18 protein-coding genes are annotated in these 16,433 nt (G+C 72.4%); 10 read left to right on the top strand and 8 right to left on the bottom strand.

The features are described from left to right. The first annotated feature begins 62 nt into the window (after positions 1–62). Together C9F11_RS27425 and erm are read left to right on the top strand one after the other, a co-directional pair. Positions 63–245 (top strand): DUF6104 family protein, encoded by a 183-nt coding sequence (locus C9F11_RS27425; RefSeq protein ID WP_003961784.1) that lies wholly within the window; start codon positions 63–65, stop codon positions 243–245. A gap of 419 nt (positions 246–664) precedes the next feature. Then, on the top strand, positions 665–1,468 hold the full coding sequence (gene erm, locus C9F11_RS27420) for a 23S ribosomal RNA methyltransferase Erm (RefSeq protein ID WP_138961761.1): 804 nt from the start codon (positions 665–667) through the stop codon (positions 1,466–1,468). On the opposite strand, the gene C9F11_RS27415 is transcribed toward erm, so the two are convergent. Continuing rightward, on the bottom strand, positions 1,442–2,371 hold the full coding sequence (locus tag C9F11_RS27415; RefSeq protein ID WP_138961760.1) for a TIGR03620 family F420-dependent LLM class oxidoreductase: 930 nt from the start codon (positions 2,369–2,371) through the stop codon (positions 1,442–1,444). The two genes, erm and C9F11_RS27415, sit on opposite strands and share 27 nt — an antisense overlap. 102 nt (positions 2,372–2,473) lie before the next feature. On the opposite strand from C9F11_RS27415, the gene C9F11_RS27410 reads away from it, so the two are divergent. After that, positions 2,474–3,100 (top strand): TetR/AcrR family transcriptional regulator, encoded by a 627-nt coding sequence (locus tag C9F11_RS27410; protein WP_138961759.1) that lies wholly within the window; start codon positions 2,474–2,476, stop codon positions 3,098–3,100. A gap of 48 nt (positions 3,101–3,148) precedes the next feature. Here the strand turns inward: C9F11_RS27410 and C9F11_RS27405 are convergent, their stop codons facing one another. After that, positions 3,149–4,000 (bottom strand): hypothetical protein, encoded by an 852-nt coding sequence (locus C9F11_RS27405; RefSeq protein ID WP_138961758.1) that lies wholly within the window; start codon positions 3,998–4,000, stop codon positions 3,149–3,151. Positions 4,001–4,285: 285 nt separating this feature from the next. Between C9F11_RS27405 and C9F11_RS27400 the strand changes: the two genes are divergently transcribed. Together C9F11_RS27400 and C9F11_RS27395 are read left to right on the top strand one after the other, a co-directional pair. Continuing rightward, positions 4,286–5,251: a DUF4097 family beta strand repeat-containing protein gene (locus tag C9F11_RS27400; RefSeq protein ID WP_138961757.1), complete on the top strand. Its 966-nt coding sequence runs from the start codon at positions 4,286–4,288 to the stop codon at positions 5,249–5,251. A gap of 1 nt (position 5,252) precedes the next feature. Beyond that, positions 5,253–6,476 (top strand): PadR family transcriptional regulator, encoded by a 1,224-nt coding sequence (locus C9F11_RS27395; RefSeq protein ID WP_138961756.1) that lies wholly within the window; start codon positions 5,253–5,255, stop codon positions 6,474–6,476. 450 nt (positions 6,477–6,926) lie between these two features. Here C9F11_RS27395 and C9F11_RS27390 read toward each other — a convergent pair whose 3' ends face one another. The 4 genes from C9F11_RS27390 to C9F11_RS27375 all read right to left on the bottom strand — a co-directional run bounded on the left by C9F11_RS27390 (position 6,927) and on the right by C9F11_RS27375 (position 10,323). Further along, positions 6,927–7,481: a Clp protease N-terminal domain-containing protein gene (locus C9F11_RS27390; protein ID WP_138961755.1), complete on the bottom strand. Its 555-nt coding sequence runs from the start codon at positions 7,479–7,481 to the stop codon at positions 6,927–6,929. Beyond that, the gene (locus tag C9F11_RS27385; RefSeq protein WP_138961754.1) at positions 7,481–7,690 is read right to left on the bottom strand and encodes a helix-turn-helix transcriptional regulator; all 210 of its coding nucleotides are present in this window, start codon (positions 7,688–7,690) and stop codon (positions 7,481–7,483) included. The genes C9F11_RS27390 and C9F11_RS27385 overlap by 1 nt, the downstream gene beginning before the upstream one ends. 82 nt (positions 7,691–7,772) lie before the next feature. Then, positions 7,773–8,735 (bottom strand): zinc-binding dehydrogenase, encoded by a 963-nt coding sequence (locus C9F11_RS27380; RefSeq protein ID WP_138961753.1) that lies wholly within the window; start codon positions 8,733–8,735, stop codon positions 7,773–7,775. Positions 8,736–9,102: 367 nt separating this feature from the next. Further along, positions 9,103–10,323 carry an NADP-dependent malic enzyme gene (locus C9F11_RS27375; protein WP_138961752.1) on the bottom strand — a complete coding sequence of 407 codons (1,221 nt, stop codon included), beginning with the start codon at positions 10,321–10,323 and terminating at the stop codon, positions 9,103–9,105. A gap of 586 nt (positions 10,324–10,909) precedes the next feature. On the opposite strand from C9F11_RS27375, the gene C9F11_RS27370 reads away from it, so the two are divergent. The 3 genes from C9F11_RS27370 to C9F11_RS27360 all read left to right on the top strand — a co-directional run bounded on the left by C9F11_RS27370 (position 10,910) and on the right by C9F11_RS27360 (position 13,911). Continuing rightward, entirely contained in the window at positions 10,910–11,875 is a 966-nt protein-coding gene (locus C9F11_RS27370) for an ABC transporter substrate-binding protein (protein ID WP_138961751.1), read from the top strand. A gap of 330 nt (positions 11,876–12,205) precedes the next feature. Next, the gene (locus tag C9F11_RS27365; protein WP_138961750.1) at positions 12,206–13,150 is read left to right on the top strand and encodes an amino acid ABC transporter permease; all 945 of its coding nucleotides are present in this window, start codon (positions 12,206–12,208) and stop codon (positions 13,148–13,150) included. Then, positions 13,150–13,911 carry an amino acid ABC transporter ATP-binding protein gene (locus C9F11_RS27360; protein ID WP_138961749.1) on the top strand — a complete coding sequence of 254 codons (762 nt, stop codon included), beginning with the start codon at positions 13,150–13,152 and terminating at the stop codon, positions 13,909–13,911. The genes C9F11_RS27365 and C9F11_RS27360 overlap by 1 nt, the downstream gene beginning before the upstream one ends. Before the next feature lie 87 nt (positions 13,912–13,998). Here the strand turns inward: C9F11_RS27360 and C9F11_RS27355 are convergent, their stop codons facing one another. Next, entirely contained in the window at positions 13,999–14,772 is a 774-nt protein-coding gene (locus C9F11_RS27355) for a class I SAM-dependent methyltransferase (protein ID WP_249401905.1), read from the bottom strand. A 117-nt stretch (positions 14,773–14,889) separates the two neighbouring features. Between C9F11_RS27355 and C9F11_RS27350 the strand changes: the two genes are divergently transcribed. Further along, positions 14,890–15,519 (top strand): CGNR zinc finger domain-containing protein, encoded by a 630-nt coding sequence (locus tag C9F11_RS27350; protein WP_138961748.1) that lies wholly within the window; start codon positions 14,890–14,892, stop codon positions 15,517–15,519. Here C9F11_RS27350 and sodX read toward each other — a convergent pair. Beyond that, positions 15,423–15,884: a nickel-type superoxide dismutase maturation protease gene (sodX, locus tag C9F11_RS27345; protein WP_138961747.1), complete on the bottom strand. Its 462-nt coding sequence runs from the start codon at positions 15,882–15,884 to the stop codon at positions 15,423–15,425. The genes C9F11_RS27350 and sodX overlap by 97 nt on opposite strands. A gap of 143 nt (positions 15,885–16,027) precedes the next feature. Here sodX and sodN point away from each other — a divergent pair, with 143 nt between their 5' ends. Continuing rightward, entirely contained in the window at positions 16,028–16,423 is a 396-nt protein-coding gene (gene sodN / locus C9F11_RS27340; RefSeq protein WP_138961746.1) for a superoxide dismutase, Ni, read from the top strand. Positions 16,424–16,433: the final 10 nt, after the last annotated feature.

Raw genomic sequence — 16,433 nt, 5'->3', positions numbered from 1 at the left:
GGGCCCACCGGCGTCGCGGCCTACGATGAACGGGCACATCCCGTCTCGTCAGGAGCATGACTTTGTACTTCACCGACCGTGGCATCGAGGAGCTGGAGAAGCGGCGCGGCGAGGAGGAGGTCACCTTCGAGTGGCTGGCCGAGCAGCTCCGCACGTTCGTGGACCTCAACCCGGACTTCGAGGTGCCGGTGGAGCGCCTGGCGACGTGGCTGGCGCGCCTGGACGACGAGGACGAGGACGAGTAGGAGTCCCGGGGCCGCGACTGGACAGTGCCCCGAAGGGGCGCGGGGCTGTGCCGATCCGCGGCTCGGCAGTGCCCCGAAGGGGCGCGGGGAACTGCGCGACCAGCCACGGCGGACCGGCAGGCGGCCAACAGCCAGTCGCACCGATTCCAGCGGAGCACCGCGGCCCGCCCGGGCTCCGTAAACCGTTTGCCGTCGGCTCCGCCGACGGCCTACCGTGCGCGGCATGTGTGGAATCGCAGCCAGTGCCGCCTGCGCGGTGACGAGGTACCGCCGCCCGTAGCGGCGGTCGGACTCTCCCGCGCCCACCGGACGCCTCGCGTCCCGGTGGCCCTCAGGAACGGAACGCTCCGCCGCTTCAGCGCGTCAGCGCCGAGCGGCACCTCGTGCTGCCCGGCTCACCTCGAAGCCGCGGAGTCCCAGTGCGCACGCACCGCACCACCACCCCCTCGTACCGCCACGGCCGTCATGAGCTCGGCCAGAACTTCCTCACCGACCGGGCCACGATCGACGCCTTCGTGGGCCTCGTGGCCCGCACCCGGGGGCCGATCGTCGAGATCGGCACGGGCGACGGCTCCCTCACGCTGCCCCTCCAGGAGCTCGGCCGGAGCCTGACGGGCATCGAGATCGACGCCCGTCACGCCGCGCGCCTGGAGCGCCGCACGAACCGCTCGACGACGATCGTCACAGCCGACTTCCTGCGTTACGCGATGCCGACGACGCCGCACGTCCTGGCCGGGAACCTGCCCTTCCACGAGACGACGCCGATGCTCCGCCGCATCCTGCGCGCACCGGCCTGGACGGATGCCGTCCTGCTGGTCCAGTGGGAGGTCGCGCGCCGGCGTGCGGGCGTCGGCGGGGCCACGCTGATGACGGCCCAGTGGTGGCCCTGGTACGCCTTCACGCTCGCGCGGCGGGTCCCCGCCGGGGCGTTCCGGCCGCGCCCGAACGTGGACGGCGGCCTCCTGACGATCGCCCGCCGCGACCGCCCGCTCGTCGACCGCGCGGCCCTGAAGGCCTACCAGGACCTGGTGCACCGCGTCTTCACGGGCCGCGGCCGGGGCCTGCCCCGGATCGTCGCCACCGCCTGCCCGGAGCTCCCCAGGCGCGGCGTGCGGGAGTGGCTCGACCGCCACGGCATCGGCCCGGCGCGGCTGCCCAAGGACCTCACCGCGCGGCAGTGGGCGGAGCTGTACGCCCTAGGGGCGGGCGGGCACCGCCGTTAGCGCCGGCGCGAGCTCGCGCCACTCGCGCAGCGGGAACGCCCCGCCGGCCGTCAGGACCTGGACGCACACGTGGTCCGCCCCGGCGTCCAGGTGTTCCCGTACGCGCGCGTGGAGCACGTCGGCATCCCCGTAGGCGACGATCGCGTCGACGAGCCTGCGGCTCGGGCCGCCCGGCGGCAGGTCGTCGTCGCCGAACCCGAGCCGCCGCAGGCTCGCCACCTGATGCGGCACGCGCGCGTACCCGGCGACGTGCTCCTCGGCCACGGCCCGCGCCCGCGCCCGGTCCGTATCGAGGACGACCGCCTGCTCCACGGCGAGGAAGGCGTCCGGCCCGAGGGCCGCGCGGGCGCGCGCGGCGTGCTCCACGGGTACGAAGTACGTGTGCGCTCCCGCGGTGCGCTCCGCCGCGAGCCCCAGCATCTTCGGGCCCAGCGCGGCGAGGAGCCGACGGGGAGCGGGGTCCGGCACCGGCCCGTGCGCGGGCGCCGCGTCCATGGCGTCCAGATAGGCCCTCATGGTCGTCACCGCCCTCCCGCGCGCGGGGACGCGATAGCCGTCCACTTCGATGACGGCGCCGTCGACCCGGTGTCCGCCGAGCCCGAGGACGTACCGTCCGGGGAAGGCCTCCCCGAGCGTGCGCTCGGCGTTGGCCATGGCGAGCGGCTCGCGGTAGGCGATGCTCGCGATCCCGGAGGCGACCGGGAGGTGCCGCGTGGCGGAGAGCAGCAGCCAGGCCTGCCCCACCGTGTCGCGTCCGAACGCCTCCCCGTACCAGAGGGCCCCGTACCCCAGTTCCTCGATCTCGGCGGCCGCCTCGCGCACCCGTCCGGCGGGCTGCCCTTCGAAGGCGAAGGTCCAGACACCGACCCGCCCGAGCCCGTCCGTTCCTCGGAGTCCTCGCACGTCGACACCTCCCACTCTTACCGGAGAACCTCTCCGGATATCTGTGGAGGTACGATACGGAGAAGTTCTCCGGACAGCTACCCCGACCCTCTGGGACCAGAGATGACCGAGCCCCCAGGACGGGCGGCGACCACCCGGGCCGTCGCCCCGGCCCACGGCCGCGCCCCGCGCGCGGACGCCGTCCGCAATCGCGAGCGCATCGTCGCCGCCGCGCGGGAGGCCTTCGCGGAAGCGGGAGCCGAGGCGTCCCTCAACGACATCGCCCGCCGCGCGGGCGTCGGACCCGGCACGCTGTACCGCAACTTCTCCGGGCGGCCCGAACTGCTGGCGGCCGTCCTGAAGGACGGCATCGACACCCTGTGCGGCCGCGCGGACGACCTCCTGGCGGCGGACTCCGCCTACGACGCCCTCGCGGAGTGGCTGCACGCGTTCCTCGTCCACGCGCGCGTGAACCACGGCCTCGGCGGCGCCCTGCTGGTCGAGCAGCTGGAGGAGTCGGGCGCCCTGGGCGCCGACTGCCACCAGCGCGTCCACGACGCCGTGGCGGCGCTCCTCACCCGCGCTCAGCGAGCGGGCGCCGCACGCCCCGACCTGAGCCCTTCCGACCTGCTCCACCTGGTCGTCGGCATCGCCCTGTCGACGGCACGCACGGACGAACGGTCGCCCGAGGACCCCCAGCGCCCGGACCGCCTGCTCGGCCTGGTCCTCGACGCGGTACGGACACGCTGACGGGCGGCACGGCCCGCTGAAGGCGCGCGAACCTCGGGCCGCGCGCCGCTAGTCCCGCTCGCGCGCCCGGTCGTAGGCGAACCCCAGCACCCCGTGCACCACGAGGACGAGGCCCGCCACCGCCCAGCCGCCACCGCCGCGCCGCCGCAGGGACCAGGCGAGGAGCGGAACGCCCGCCGCGAGCTGGGCACCCGCGAGGGCCCGCGCCCGCGGCCCGCGCAGCCAGGGGCCCAGCGGGCCGCTCTCCACCGCGTCGAGCTCGGCACGCACCGCGTCACGCCAGCCCGACCACTCGACGTGCCGTACGCCGTCCAGGACGCGGGCCACTTCCCGCAGCCGGTCGGCGGACTCGCCCGGGCTCAGGCCGGGCGGCAGATCGACCCCCACGCGCGTGAGCACCGCGATGAGGCCGCGCAGCCGGGCGCGCGCGTCGGCCTCCGAGTCGGGGCGGGTCAGCGTGTCCAGGGCCTGCATGTCGAGCACCGGGTCGAGGCCGAGCCGGGCGGCGAACGTCCGCATCGCCTCGTCCTCGCCGACCGGGGTGCCGTTCGCCAGCCACACATAGCCGACCGTCCGCCGGAAGCCCGCCGCGAGCGTGCAGCCGGAGCGGTCGGCGTCCCACCACAGCGCGAGAACCGGCCACGGCGAGCCGACGGCGAGCGCGGTCGCCCACCCGGCGAGCACACTGTCGACCGGCTCGCCGCCCTCCAGCCACGGCTTGCCCTCGGGCACGAGCACGCTCCACTCCGGGCCCGCGGGCGCGAGCAGCATCCGCTCGCGCAGCAGTTGGGCGACCGTCTCCACGGAGTCCGGCCGGGCCCGGCAGAGCAGTAGCGCACCGGGAGAGGAGGCGGCGTCGGCGGGGTCGGTCGCGCGGGCGGGGGTCGACTCGGAGGACATGGCCCCACGCTAGGACAAACCATGATGTTTGGCGCTCGGGCCTGCGGCGTCCGATACCGCCGAGGCGCCGGACGGCGCCGCCGAGCGATGACCGCCGGTTTCCAGCGAAGGAGGGCATCCGCCATCCGACGCCCGGCGAAGGGCCCCGCCACTTCCCGGTGAAGGGCGGCGTCCGGTTTCCGGCGAAGAAGTACCTCTTGACTTTCCGCATCCGCGATATATCGTGTATAGCCAAGGATGCGATATGGCGCGTTGCGTCCGAGCCGCCCCAGGAGGTCAGTCACCATGCCGAAGTGGTCCGTCGATGAGCCCAGGAAGCTGACGTTCGACGCGCCGGTGAGGCGCCTGCGCGTCCGCGTCGTGAACGGCACGGTGAACGTGGTGGGCACGAGCGACGACACCGGAAGGCTCGAAGTGTCCGAGATCTCGGGCCCCCCGCTCGCCGTGACGCACTCCGACGGCACGCTCTCCGTCGTGTACGAGGACCTGCCCTGGAAGGGCCTCCTGGGCTGGCTCACCCCCAAGGGCGCGCGCCGCAGCGCGGTGGTGTCGCTGGCCGTCCCGGCCGGGACCCAGGTCGAGGTGGGCGTGGTCGGCGCGGGCGCGGTGGTCACCGGGATCGAGGGCCGGGCGGAGGTGCGGAGCATCTCGGGCGACTCCACCCTGGTCGGCCTGACCGGGCCGGTCCGGGCCGAGACGGTCTCCGGCGCCGTCGAGGCCCAGGGCATCACCGGCGAGCTGCGGTTCAACTCGGTCTCGGGCGACCTGACGGTCGTCGACGGAGCAGGGTCCTCCGTTCGGGCCGAATCGGTGAGCGGCTCGATGATCCTGGATCTGGACCCGGTCGGCGGTCCGGCCGACGTCGGACTCAGCAGCGTCTCGGGCGAGATCGCCATCCGGCTGCCCCACCCGGGGCACGCGGATGTGGAGGCGGACACCACGAGCGGCTCGGTCTCCAGCGACTTCGAGGACCTCAGGATCACCGGCCACTGGGGCGCGAAGAAGATCACCGGCAGGCTCGGCTCCGGCCGCGGCCAGCTCAAGGCGACGACGGTCTCCGGCTCGATCGCGCTTCTGCGCAGGCCGGCGGTAGAGGAAGATCGGTACGAGACCGACGAGCCCCCGCGGAATGCCGCCCCGACGGACGCCCCGCCCTCGGCTCCCCCGGCCGACGCCGGGCCCGAGACCCCGACCGGCACCCCGGAGGCGGACACCGCCGCCGACGCCCCGACCGACAAGAAGGTGCTCTGAGATGCCCCCCGTGTTCGCCCACGGCCGTCTGCGCCTGTATCTGCTCAAGCTCCTGGACGAGGCCCCGCGCCACGGCTATGAGGTGATCCGCCTCCTCGAAGAGCGCTTCCAGGGGCTGTACGCGCCATCGGCGGGCACCGTCTACCCCCGCCTGGCCAAGCTGGAGGCGGAGGGCCTGGTCACCCACACCACGGAGGGCGGAAGGAAGGTCTACTCGATCACGGACGCGGGCCGCGCCGAGCTCGCCGGGCGCAGCGGCGAGCTGGCCGATCTGGAGCTGGAGATCCGCGAGTCGGTCGCCGAGCTGGCCGCCGAGATCCGCGACGGCGTGCAGGGCGCGGCGGGCGAGCTGCGGCGCGAGATGCGGGCGGCGGCCCAGCAGGCCCGGACGGCGGGCAGGACCGGCGCGGGCCACTCGGGCCTCGGCGACCTCTTCGACGGCGCGTGGACGGACAGCGAGGGCTGGCGCCAGGCGAAGGAGGAGGTCCGCCGCGCCCGGCAGGAGTGGAAGGAGCAGGCGCGGCGCGCGAAGGACGAGAGCCGCCGGGCCCGCGAGGAGGCCCAGCGGGCCCGCCGCCAGGCCAAGGACGCGCGGGAGCAGGCCCACGAGGAGGCGCGGGAGGAGTGGCAGCGCATGGCCCAGCGGGTGCAGGACCACGTGCAGGAGCACTTCGCGCGTGGCGACTGGCCCACCGGGGTACGGGAAGGGCTCGCCGAGCTGGCCAAGGAGGTCGGCGACTTCGGCAGGGAGTTCGGCAAGGACTTCGTGGACTTCGGCTTCGGCGACCCGGAGGGCAAGCGCGCCAAGGCCCCCCGGCACGGCGAGGCACCCGGCCAGGACACGGTGTCCGACACGAGCAAGGCCTCTGACACGAGCAAGGCCTCCGAGACGGGCAGGGCCTCCGGCACGGCCAAGGCGTCAGGAGAAGGGGCACCCGAGCAGGACGAGGCCGCCGAGCACGCCAAGGCGTCCGCGCCGGGCCCCGTGTTCACGCCGCCGCAGGCCCAAGTGCCGGTGGAGTATCTGCCGGACTGGGCCCAGGAGGAGGCGACGGGCGCGGACCCCGCGCGCGACCTGGAGCGGCTCCTCGACCGCTTCCGCGACGACGTCCGTGACACGGCCCGCGACCACGGGGTCTCCCCGGACCAGCTCCGCGAGGCCCGCCGCCACCTCTCGGAAGCGGCGGCCCATGTCACGGCGATACTGCGCATGCCCAAGCCCTGAGGGGCGACGGCGGGCCCGGCCCCGGGAGCGCTCGGGGCGCCCGGGGTCCGGGCACCCGCCGAGCCCACGCCCGGCCCGCGCCACAGCCCCGCATCGCCGAGCCACACCACCGGACCGCGTCGCCGAGCCCGCACCACCGGACCGCACCACCGGCCCGCACCACCGAGCCACACCACCGGACCGCACCACCGAGCCACACCACCGGACCGCGTCACCCGACCACACCCGGAGCCACCCTTCAGGGCCACGGCCCCTGGCCACGGCCCCTGACCACGCCGCCGAGCCACACCATCAGGCCGCGCCGCGCAGCCACACCACCGGCCCACATCGCCGAGCCACGCCACGCCACGCAGCCACCCTTCACGGCCTCGGCCCCCAGCCACGCCGCCCAGCCACACCACCAGGCCGCGCCGCCGAGCCACACCACCGGCCCACACCCCGCCGCCACCCCTACGTCAGCACCCGGTCCAGCGCCTCACGCGTCACGCCCCGGTCGCCGAGGACCTCCGCCACGATGCCGGGGCGGCTCGTCAGAGCGAGCAGGATGTGCTCGTCGCCGATGGTGCGCGCCCGGTTCGCGGTGGCGATCCGCAGGGCCCGCTCCAGCGTGCCCTTGGCGTCCCGGGTGAAGCCGCGATGGCCGAACCGGGAACCGATCCCCTTGCGCCCCCGCCCCTCCCCGACGGTCGCCAGGACACCCGCCCCATGGGTCTCCTCGACTCGGGCGACGATCTCCTCGACGTCGATGCCGAGCCCGGCGAGCGCCTCGGTGTCCGCCTGGGTGAGACCGCCCCGGCGGCGGGCGTCGGCCAGCGCCTCGGCGATCTCCTCGCGCCGCCGGTCGGCCCCCAGCGCCGCCAGGGCGAAGGAGGCGCGGCTGCCCCGCCGGTCGAGCAGGGCCAACAGCAGATGGCCGTCGTCGATGGAATCGGCACCCGCCCGCTCGGCGTGCTCGACCGCGCCGGTGACCACGGCCCGGGCATTTCTCGTGAATCGCTCGAACATCACTGCCTCCCGTACTTCTTGTGCACGGCCTGCCTGCTCACGCCGAGTTCGGCGGCGATCTGCTGCCACGACCAGCCCTGCTGGCGGGCGCTGCGCACCTGGACTGCTTCGAGCTGCTCCACGAGACGCCGCAGCGCGGTGACGGCACGCAGCCCGACCCGGGGATCGCGGTCGCCCGCGCGCTCGGCGAGATCCGTTGCTTCGGTCATGGGTGTCAATGTAGGTTGACGCCCGCCTATTCGTCAACCGTGGTTGACGAATAGGCGGGCGGGCGGGGAGGCCCCGGGACGCTCAGACCGTCAGTACGATCTTGCCGAACTGGTCACCCGCCTCCAGGCGCGCGAAGCCCTCCCGGGCGCGGTCCAGCGGCAGGACCTCGTCGATGACGGGCCGCACGCCGGTGTTCGCGCAGAACGCGAGCAGGTCTTCGAGTTCGTCCTTCGTGCCCATCGTGGAGCCGACGATGCGCAGCTCCAGGAAGAAGACCCGGGTCAGCTCGGCGTGCGAGGGGCGGTCGCCGCTGGTGGCGCCGGAGATCACCAGGGTGCCGCCGGGGCGGAGCGACTTGATCGAGTGCGACCAGGTGGCGGCGCCGACCGTCTCGATCACCGCGTCGACCCGCTGCGGCAGCCGCGCGCCCGCGGGCAGCGCCTCCACCGCGCCCAGCTCCACGGCCCGCTTGCGCTTGGCCTCGTCGCGGCTGGTGGCGAAGACCTTGAGCCCGGCGGCCCGGCCGAGCACGATCGCGGCGGTCGCGACGCCTCCGCCCGCGCCCTGGACGAGGACCGAGTCGCCGGGACGTACGCCCGCGTTGGTGAACAGCATGCGGTAGGCGGTGAGCCAGGCCGTGGGCAGGCAGGCGGCCTCGGCGAAGGAGAGGCCCGCGGGCTTGGGCAGGACGTTCCAGGTGGGCACGGAGACCTGCTCGGCGAAGGTGCCCTGGTACTTCTCGGTGAGGATGGTGCGGCGCTCGTGCGGGCCGACGCCGTGACCTGACTGGCCGATTACGGAGTGCAGGACGACGTCGTTGCCGTCCTCGTCGGTCCCGGCCGCGTCACAGCCGAGGATCATCGGGAGCTTGTCCTGATCGAGGCCGACCCCGCGCAGGGACCACAGGTCGTGGTGGTTGAGGGAGGCGGCCTTGACGTTCACGGTGGACCAGCCGGGGCGGGGCTCGGGGGCCGGTCGGTCACCCAGCTCAAGGCCGTTGAGGGGGTGCGTGGAGTCGATGCGGGCGGCGTAGGCAGCGAACATGGCGCCGACCGTAGTCCGGCCCCCGGACCTTGGGAACGGCCCACGGGTGTGACCCACACCGCGCCCACCCCGACCACACCCGGTCCCCGGACCAACGCCGCACCCCCGGCCCCGCACCCCCGGCCCCGCACCCCGGCCTCCGTACCCACGCCACGCCCCGGGCTCCGCGCCGCACCCCCAGCCTCCAGAGACCCCACTCCCGGCCCCCAGTCCCGGCCCCCGGGCCCACACCGCGCCCCGGCCTCCGGAGCCCGCGCCACACCCCGGCCCCCGCGACAGCCGCACCCCGCACAAGGCACCGCACCCGCGGCCCGCGGCCGGAAAGCGCGAAGCCCCACCCCGCCGAGCGAGGTGGGGCCAAGGGGCGTCAGCGCCGGGCGACCCCTTCGGCCCGGGCCGCCGCGGCGACCGCCGCGGTGACCGCGGGCGCCACCCGCTCGTCGAACGGGGACGGGATCACATACGCGGCGGAGAGCTCGTCCCCGACCACGTCGGCGAGCGCGTCCGCGGCCGCGATCTTCATGCCCTCGGTGATCCGGGAGGCCCGCACCTGGAGCGCGCCCGCGAAGATGCCGGGGAAGGCGAGGACGTTGTTGATCTGGTTCGGGTAGTCCGAACGGCCCGTCGCCACCACGGCGGCGTACTTGTGGGCGACGTCCGGGTGCACCTCGGGGTTCGGGTTGGCCATGGCGAACACGAACGAGTTCGGCGCCATCGAGGCCACCGCGGCCTCGGGGACCGTACCGCCGGACACGCCGATGAACACGTCCGCACCGGCGAGCGCGCTCTCCAGGGAGCCGCTCAGGCCCGCCTTGTTCGTGAGCTCCGCGAGCTCCCGCTTGACCGGGGTGAGGTCGTCCCGGTCCCGGCTGACGATGCCCTTGCGGTCAGCGACCGCGACGTCGCCGAGCCCGGCCTCGAGGAGGAACTTCGCGATGGCGACGCCCGCCGCGCCCGCGCCCGAGATCACGGCGCGCAGGTCGCCGAGCGTCCGGTCGGTGAGCCGCGCCGCGTTGCGCAGCGCGGCGAGGGTGACGACCGCCGTGCCGTGCTGGTCGTCGTGGAAGACCGGGATGTCGAGCCGCTCCTGGAGGCGCCGCTCGATCTCGAAGCAGCGCGGCGCGGAGATGTCCTCCAGGTTCACCCCGCCGAAGGAGGGGGCGAGCCGCACCACGGTCTCGATGATCTCGTCCGTGTCGGTGGTGCCGAGGGCGATCGGCACGGCGTCGACGCCGCCGAACTGCTTGAAGAGGATGGCCTTGCCCTCCATCACCGGAAGGGAGGCCTCCGCCCCGATGTCCCCGAGGCCGAGCACGGCCGTGCCGTCGGTGACGACGGCGACGACGTTCGACTTCCAGGTGTAGTCGTGGACGAGCTCCGGCTGTTCCGCGATGGCGCTGCACACCTTCGCCACGCCGGGCGTGTACGCGAGGGACAGGTCGTCCTTGTTCCGCACCGGGACGGTTGCCTGCACGGCCATCTTGCCGCCGCGATGCAGGGCGAAGGCCGGATCGAAGGGCTCGTCGGCGCCTTCGTGACCGGTACTCGTACCGCTGTCGCTGCGAGGATTGACGATCTCCGCTGCCACTGTGTCTGACCCCTTAAGTGTTCATGGTTGAGGGTGGACCACTTCCTGGTGGAGAAGTGGGGCGGGAACCGCGTCCGCGCTGAGGCCCCGGGCCTCGCGGCCCGCGACCCTCCGCCTGTCGGCGAAGCGGTACGGGAGGTACGTAACGGACGCGCGGGCGCGCCGCACACGCGCCCTGGCCCCGGATGAGGGGTGTAACCGTCTTTTCTACCGGATGCCTCCCGCCGCCGACGAGCCATATCTGTCGCAGCCCCATGTGAACGGCGGGTTTCCGGCCCGGGACGGGCACGCGGAGGTCAGGGATTCATCCCTCTATGACACAAAGGTCCGTTCGGCGGGTCCGCATAGCGAGATTGGGTGGTTATCCCGTGGTTGTCACCGCTTCGCCCCACCACGTCAATGAGCAAGGCGTAGCGGCCCGTTGTGGTCGCCGGATCACCCGTTATCCGATTTTGACATCTCCGGCCCCCAGAATCGGACGGTCCGAATGGCAAGATGCACCATCACACGAGGTCGCGACGCCCGAAGGTGTGTGCACGACCCCATGTCAGACCCATGGCTACTCCCCATCCGCCGGAGGACCCCTATGACCGCAAGCACCACTTGTCGCACGACCGCCGCGAAGTCCGCGAAGTCCCGGATCGTCGCTGTCGGCGCGATCGCGGTCGCCGGCTCGCTGCTCCTGACGGGATGCGGCGACCAGCGGGACAACAAGAAGGGCGACGGCGGCAAGAAGGTCGTCGACGCGCCGCTGTCCGACATGCTCCCCGCGAGCGTCCGCAACAAGGGCGTCATCAAGGTCGGCTCCGACATCGCCTACCCGCCGGTCGAGTTCAAGGACAAGAACGGCGACACGGTCGGCATCGACCCCGACATCGCCGAGGCCATGGGCAAGCAGCTCGGCGTGGAGTTCCAGTTCGACAACGGCACCTTCGACACGCTCCTGGGCGGTCTGCGCTCCAAGCGCTACGACATCGCGATGTCGGCGATGACGGACACCAAGAACCGCCAGGAGGGCGTCGACGAGGAGACCGGCAAGAAGGTCGGCAAGGGCGTCGACTTCGTCGACTACTTCATCGCGGGCGTCTCGATCTACACCAAGAAGGGCGAGGACCAGGGCATCAAGACCTGGTCCGACCTCTGCGGCAAGAAGATCGTGGTCCAGCGCGGCACCGTCTCGCACGACATGGCCAAGGCCGAGTCGAAGAAGTGCAAGGGCGGCAAGAAGATCTCCATCGAGTCCTTCGACAACGACCAGCAGGCCCAGACCCGGCTGCGCTCGGGCGGCGCGGACGCGGGCTCCTCGGACTTCCCGGTCGCGGCGTACGCGGTGAAGACCTCCGGCGGCGGCAAGGACTTCCAGCTCGTGGGCGAGCAGGTGGAGGCGGCCCCGTACGGCATCGCGGTCTCCAAGGACAACACCAAGCTGCGCGACGCGATCAAGGCCGCGCTCGGCGCGATCATCGCGAACGGCCAGTACGAGAAGATCATCAAGGAGTGGGGCGTCGAGGCCGGCGCGGTCAAGGAAGCCAAGGTCAACGGCGGCAAGTGAGCGGCGCCTGACCGCCCGCCGCGGCCCGTCGACGGCCGCGGCCCCCGCGGCAGGCCCCCGCCCGCCGGGCGCGGCGACCACCGGTCGCCGGGCCCGGGCCACCGCAAGACCGACGGAAGCCACCGGAAGCCCGCGAAGCGGACCCTAGGCCACCGGCACGCCGACGGCGGAACACCGGCCTTCGGCGGCCGCGCGGCCGTCGAAGGCCCGCGCCGGGCCGAAGCCGCGGCGGGCCCGCAGCCACCGAAGGGCGGAAGCCACCGAAGGCCCGCGGCAGGCGCGCACCCTGCCGCACCCCTCGTCACACCTCGTCGCTGAAAGGCACCACCCGTGACAACGGACATCACCAAGTCGGGCTCGCCCGGCCCCAAGGACGAGCCGCCACGCTCCGCGCCGGAGGCCATCAAGGCCGTCCCGGTGCGGCACTACGGCCGCTACGTAGCCGGCGTGCTCGCCCTCGGCGTACTCGGCGCGATCATCTACGCCTTCTCCCAGGGCGACATCAACTGGGACGCCATCCCCGACAACTTCTTCGACGAGCGCATCCTCAAGGGTGTCCGCGAGACCCTGGTCCTCACGGTCCTCTCGATGCTCATCGGCGTCGTGGGCGGTGTGCTCCTGTCGGTGATGCGCCTGTCGAAGAACCCGGTGACCTCGTCGATCGCGTGGTTCTACATCTGGTTCTTCCGGGGCACGCCGGTCCTGGTCCAGCTCTTCGTCTGGTTCAACCTGGGCTTCGTCTTCGAGTACATCAACCTCGGGCCGATCTACCAGGACGAGTGGTCGGACTTCATGACGCCGTTCCTGACGGCGCTGCTCGGCCTCGGTCTGAACGAGGCCGCGTACATGGCGGAGATCTGCCGCGCCGGTCTGCTCTCGGTCGACGAGGGCCAGACGGAGGCCTCGCAGGCGCTCGGCATGAGCCACGGCAAGACGCTGCGGCGCATCATCATCCCGCAGGCGATGCGCGTGATCGTCCCGCCGACGGGCAACGAGGTCATCAACATGCTGAAGACGACCTCCCTCGTGGCGGCCGTCCAGTACTACGAACTCCTGCGCTACGCCCAGGACATCGGCACCTCGTCGGGCGCCACGGTCGAGGCCCTGCTCCTCGCCGCCACCTGGTACCTGATCATGACGTCGATCCTCAGCGTCGGCCAGTTCTACCTGGAGCGGTACTACGCGCGCGGCTCCTCGCGCAGCCTGCCGGACACCCCCTGGCAGAAGATCAAGGCGAACATGGTGTCGCTGGGCAACCGTTCGGGAGTGCGCTGATGACCGCCATGGTGAAGGCCGAGAACGTCCACAAGTCGTTCGGCCACGTAGAGGTCCTCAAGGGCATCGACCTGGAGGTCGAGTCCGGCGAGGTGTTCTGCCTCATCGGCCCCTCCGGCTCCGGCAAGTCGACGTTCCTGCGCTGCATCAACCACCTGGAGAAGGTCAACGCCGGCCGTCTCTACGTAGACGGGGAGCTGGTCGGCTACCGGCAGAAGGGCGACAAGCTGTACGAGCTCAAGGACAGCGAAGTCGCCATGAAGCGCCGGGACATCGGCATGGTCTTCCAGCGCTTCAACCTCTTCCCGCACATGACGGCCCTGGAGAACGTCATGGAGGCGCCGGTCCAGGTCAAGGGCCAGTCCAAGGCGGCGGCGCGGGAGCGTGCGGGGCAGCTCCTGGAGCGGGTCGGGCTCGCCGACAAGGCGAAGAACTACCCCTCGCAGCTGTCCGGCGGCCAGCAGCAGCGCGTGGCCATCGCCCGCGCGCTGGCGATGGACCCGAAGCTGATGCTGTTCGACGAGCCGACGTCGGCGCTCGACCCGGAGCTCGTCGGTGACGTGCTCGACGTGATGCGCGACCTGGCCGAGTCCGGCATGACGATGGTCGTCGTCACGCACGAGATGGGCTTCGCGCGCGAGGTCGGCGACAGCCTCGTCTTCATGGACGGCGGTGTGGTGGTCGAGTCCGGGAACCCGAGGGACGTCCTGACGGACCCGCAGCACGAGCGGACGAAGTCGTTCCTGTCGAAGGTGCTGTAGCCCTCGCGGGGTGCCGCAATCGCGGAAGGGGCGGTCCGGATCCTTCGGGATCCGGACCGCCCCTTCCTGCCGGACGCGCGGAAGTCCCTACTTCAGGCCTAGGACCATCGCGTCCGACGGCGACGACCACACCGTGCGGGCCTCCGCGAAGCCCGCCTCGCGCAGGGTGCGGGCGTGCCACTCGGCGGGCGGGGTGTCGCCGTCCGCGTGCTCGCCGTAGATCTCGAAGCGCTTGGCCGTGGGCCCCGCGAGCACCGGGTCCTGCGCGGCGATCGCCCACCAGTCCGCCCAGTCGAGGACGCCCGCGGCCCGGGCCTCGGCCTGGCGGGCGTGGCGCTGCTCGCGGTCGGCGGCGTTGAGGCGCGGCGTCGTCGGGTCGGGCATGTGGTCGGCGTTGAGGAAGACGCCGCCGTCGCGGACGAGCCCGCCGAGCCGGTGGTACAGCGCGGCCAGCGGCTCGCTGTACAGCCAGTGCAGGGCGGTGGCGGTGAGCACGGCGTCGTAGGAGTCGTGCGGCAGCTGCGCGGCCCAGTCCGGGTCCTTCAGGTCCGCGGTCACGAAGGTGACCCGGTCGTCACCCGCGAAGGTGCCCTCGGCGATGGCGAGCAGGGCCGGGTCGAGGTCGACGCCGACGCTGGTGGCCCCGGGGAACCTGGCCAGGAGCCGGGCCGTGATGGTGCCCGTCCCGCACGCGAGGTCCAGGACGCGGGGCGCGCGGCCGACCAGGGCCTCGACCATGTCGAGCATGACGCGGAACCGCTCCTCGCGGTCCGGCATGTACCACTCCTGCTGCCGGTCCCAGCTGTCCTGCCAGGCACGCCAGTCGGTTCCGAATCCCGTACCGCTAGCCGTTTCCGTCACCGGAAGCCCTCCGTCCCGTACTACCCTCGATTAACCTCGACAGGTAACACCCGCGATAGAACATCGACTGTTACCACGCCCGCAGACGAAGATAGCCCGCCCCGGTAAGGACTACAAGTGGAACTGGCCTATTACTCGGACTACGCCGTACGTCTGGTCAACACCGAGGAGCCGGCGCGCAATAAGGACACGCTGACGTCGGTCGAGGCGGTCCGCGAGCTGTTCGGGGCCAACCAGCAGGCGGCCCGGCGCGCCACGGACTCGGACGTGACGCGCTTCCGCTCGGTGCGGGCACGGCTCAGGTCGGTCTTCGAGGCGGCGGACGGCGGCGACGAGACCCTCGCCGTGGACCTGCTGAACTCCCTGCTCCTGGAGTTCCCGGTGAGTCCGCAGATCTCCGGCCACGACTACCGCGACGACGACGGGCGTCCGCTGTGGCACATGCACCTGGCCGACCACCCGTCGAACGTCACCGCCGGGTACGCGGCGATCGCGGCCATGGGCCTCGCCTTCCACCTCACCGAGCACGGCGTGGACCGGCTCGGCCTGTGCGAGGCGGCGCCGTGCCGCAACGCCTATCTGGACACCTCGACGAACCGCTCCCGGCGCTACTGCTCCGACCGCTGCGCGACCCGTGCGAACGTGGCGGCCTACCGCGCGCGCAAGCGCCTGGAGAGCGAGCGGTCGGCGAGCACGGGACGCACGGCGGAGAAGGTCCAGGAGACCAGCGCCGTCAGGGAGAGCTGACGCCGCCCCAGCGCCTCACGCTCCTCGCGGAACCTGCCGAGCGGCCGGAAGCGCCCCCGCACCCGGGCGAGCACCAGGTCCTCCGGCACCACTCCGTAGACGTTGCTGTCGCCGCCCGTGTTGTACGGGTTGTCGCCGAGCACCCACCAGCCGCCGTCCCGCCGCTCGACCGCGCGCTTGACCACCAACAGGTCCTGCTGCAGCGGATGCCGCAGGATCACCACGTCGCCGGGCCGCACCCGCGCGCCGTGCTGCACCAGCATCCAGTCCCCCGGATTCAGCGTGGGCACCATCGACGGTCCGTCGACCTCGATCAACTGGAACGGCACGCGTGTCTCCCGCCCGTCTGCCGTCATTTCCGGCATCAGACAACCTCCCGGTCCCATCCTCCACCAGTTCCAGTGTGACCCTGGACTTTTGTCCTAAGCCCATGGGGGCACTCGCGAAAACGCGTCTCTCACGGAGTAATGTCCCACCTGAGAAGACGATCACGAGGAAGGACAGCTGAATGCTTTCCCGCCTGTTTGCCCCCAAGGTCAAGGCCAGCGCCCACTGTGACCTGCCTTGCGGCGTGTACGACCCCGCCCAGGCCCGCATCGAGGCGGAGTCGGTCAAGGCCGTCCAGGAGAAGATGGCCGCGAACGACGACGCGCACTTCCAGGCCCGCGCGACGGTCATCAAGGAGCAGCGCGCCGAGCTCGCCAAGCACCACGTCTCGGTGCTGTGGAGCGACTACTTCAAGCCGCCGCACTTCGAGAAGTACCCGCAGCTGCACGTGCTGGTCAACGACACCCTGAAGGCCCTGTCGGCCGCCAAGGCGTCGACGGACCCGAAGACCGGCGAGAAGGCCCTGGAGCTCATCGCCGAGATCGACCGCATCTTCTGGGAGACCAAGAAGGCCTGATCCCAGGGCG

The sequence above is a fragment of the Streptomyces sp. YIM 121038 genome (assembly GCF_006088715.1).
GTDB lineage: Bacteria > Actinomycetota > Actinomycetes > Streptomycetales > Streptomycetaceae > Streptomyces.
This window is presented reverse-complemented; position numbering and strand designations above follow the sequence as displayed.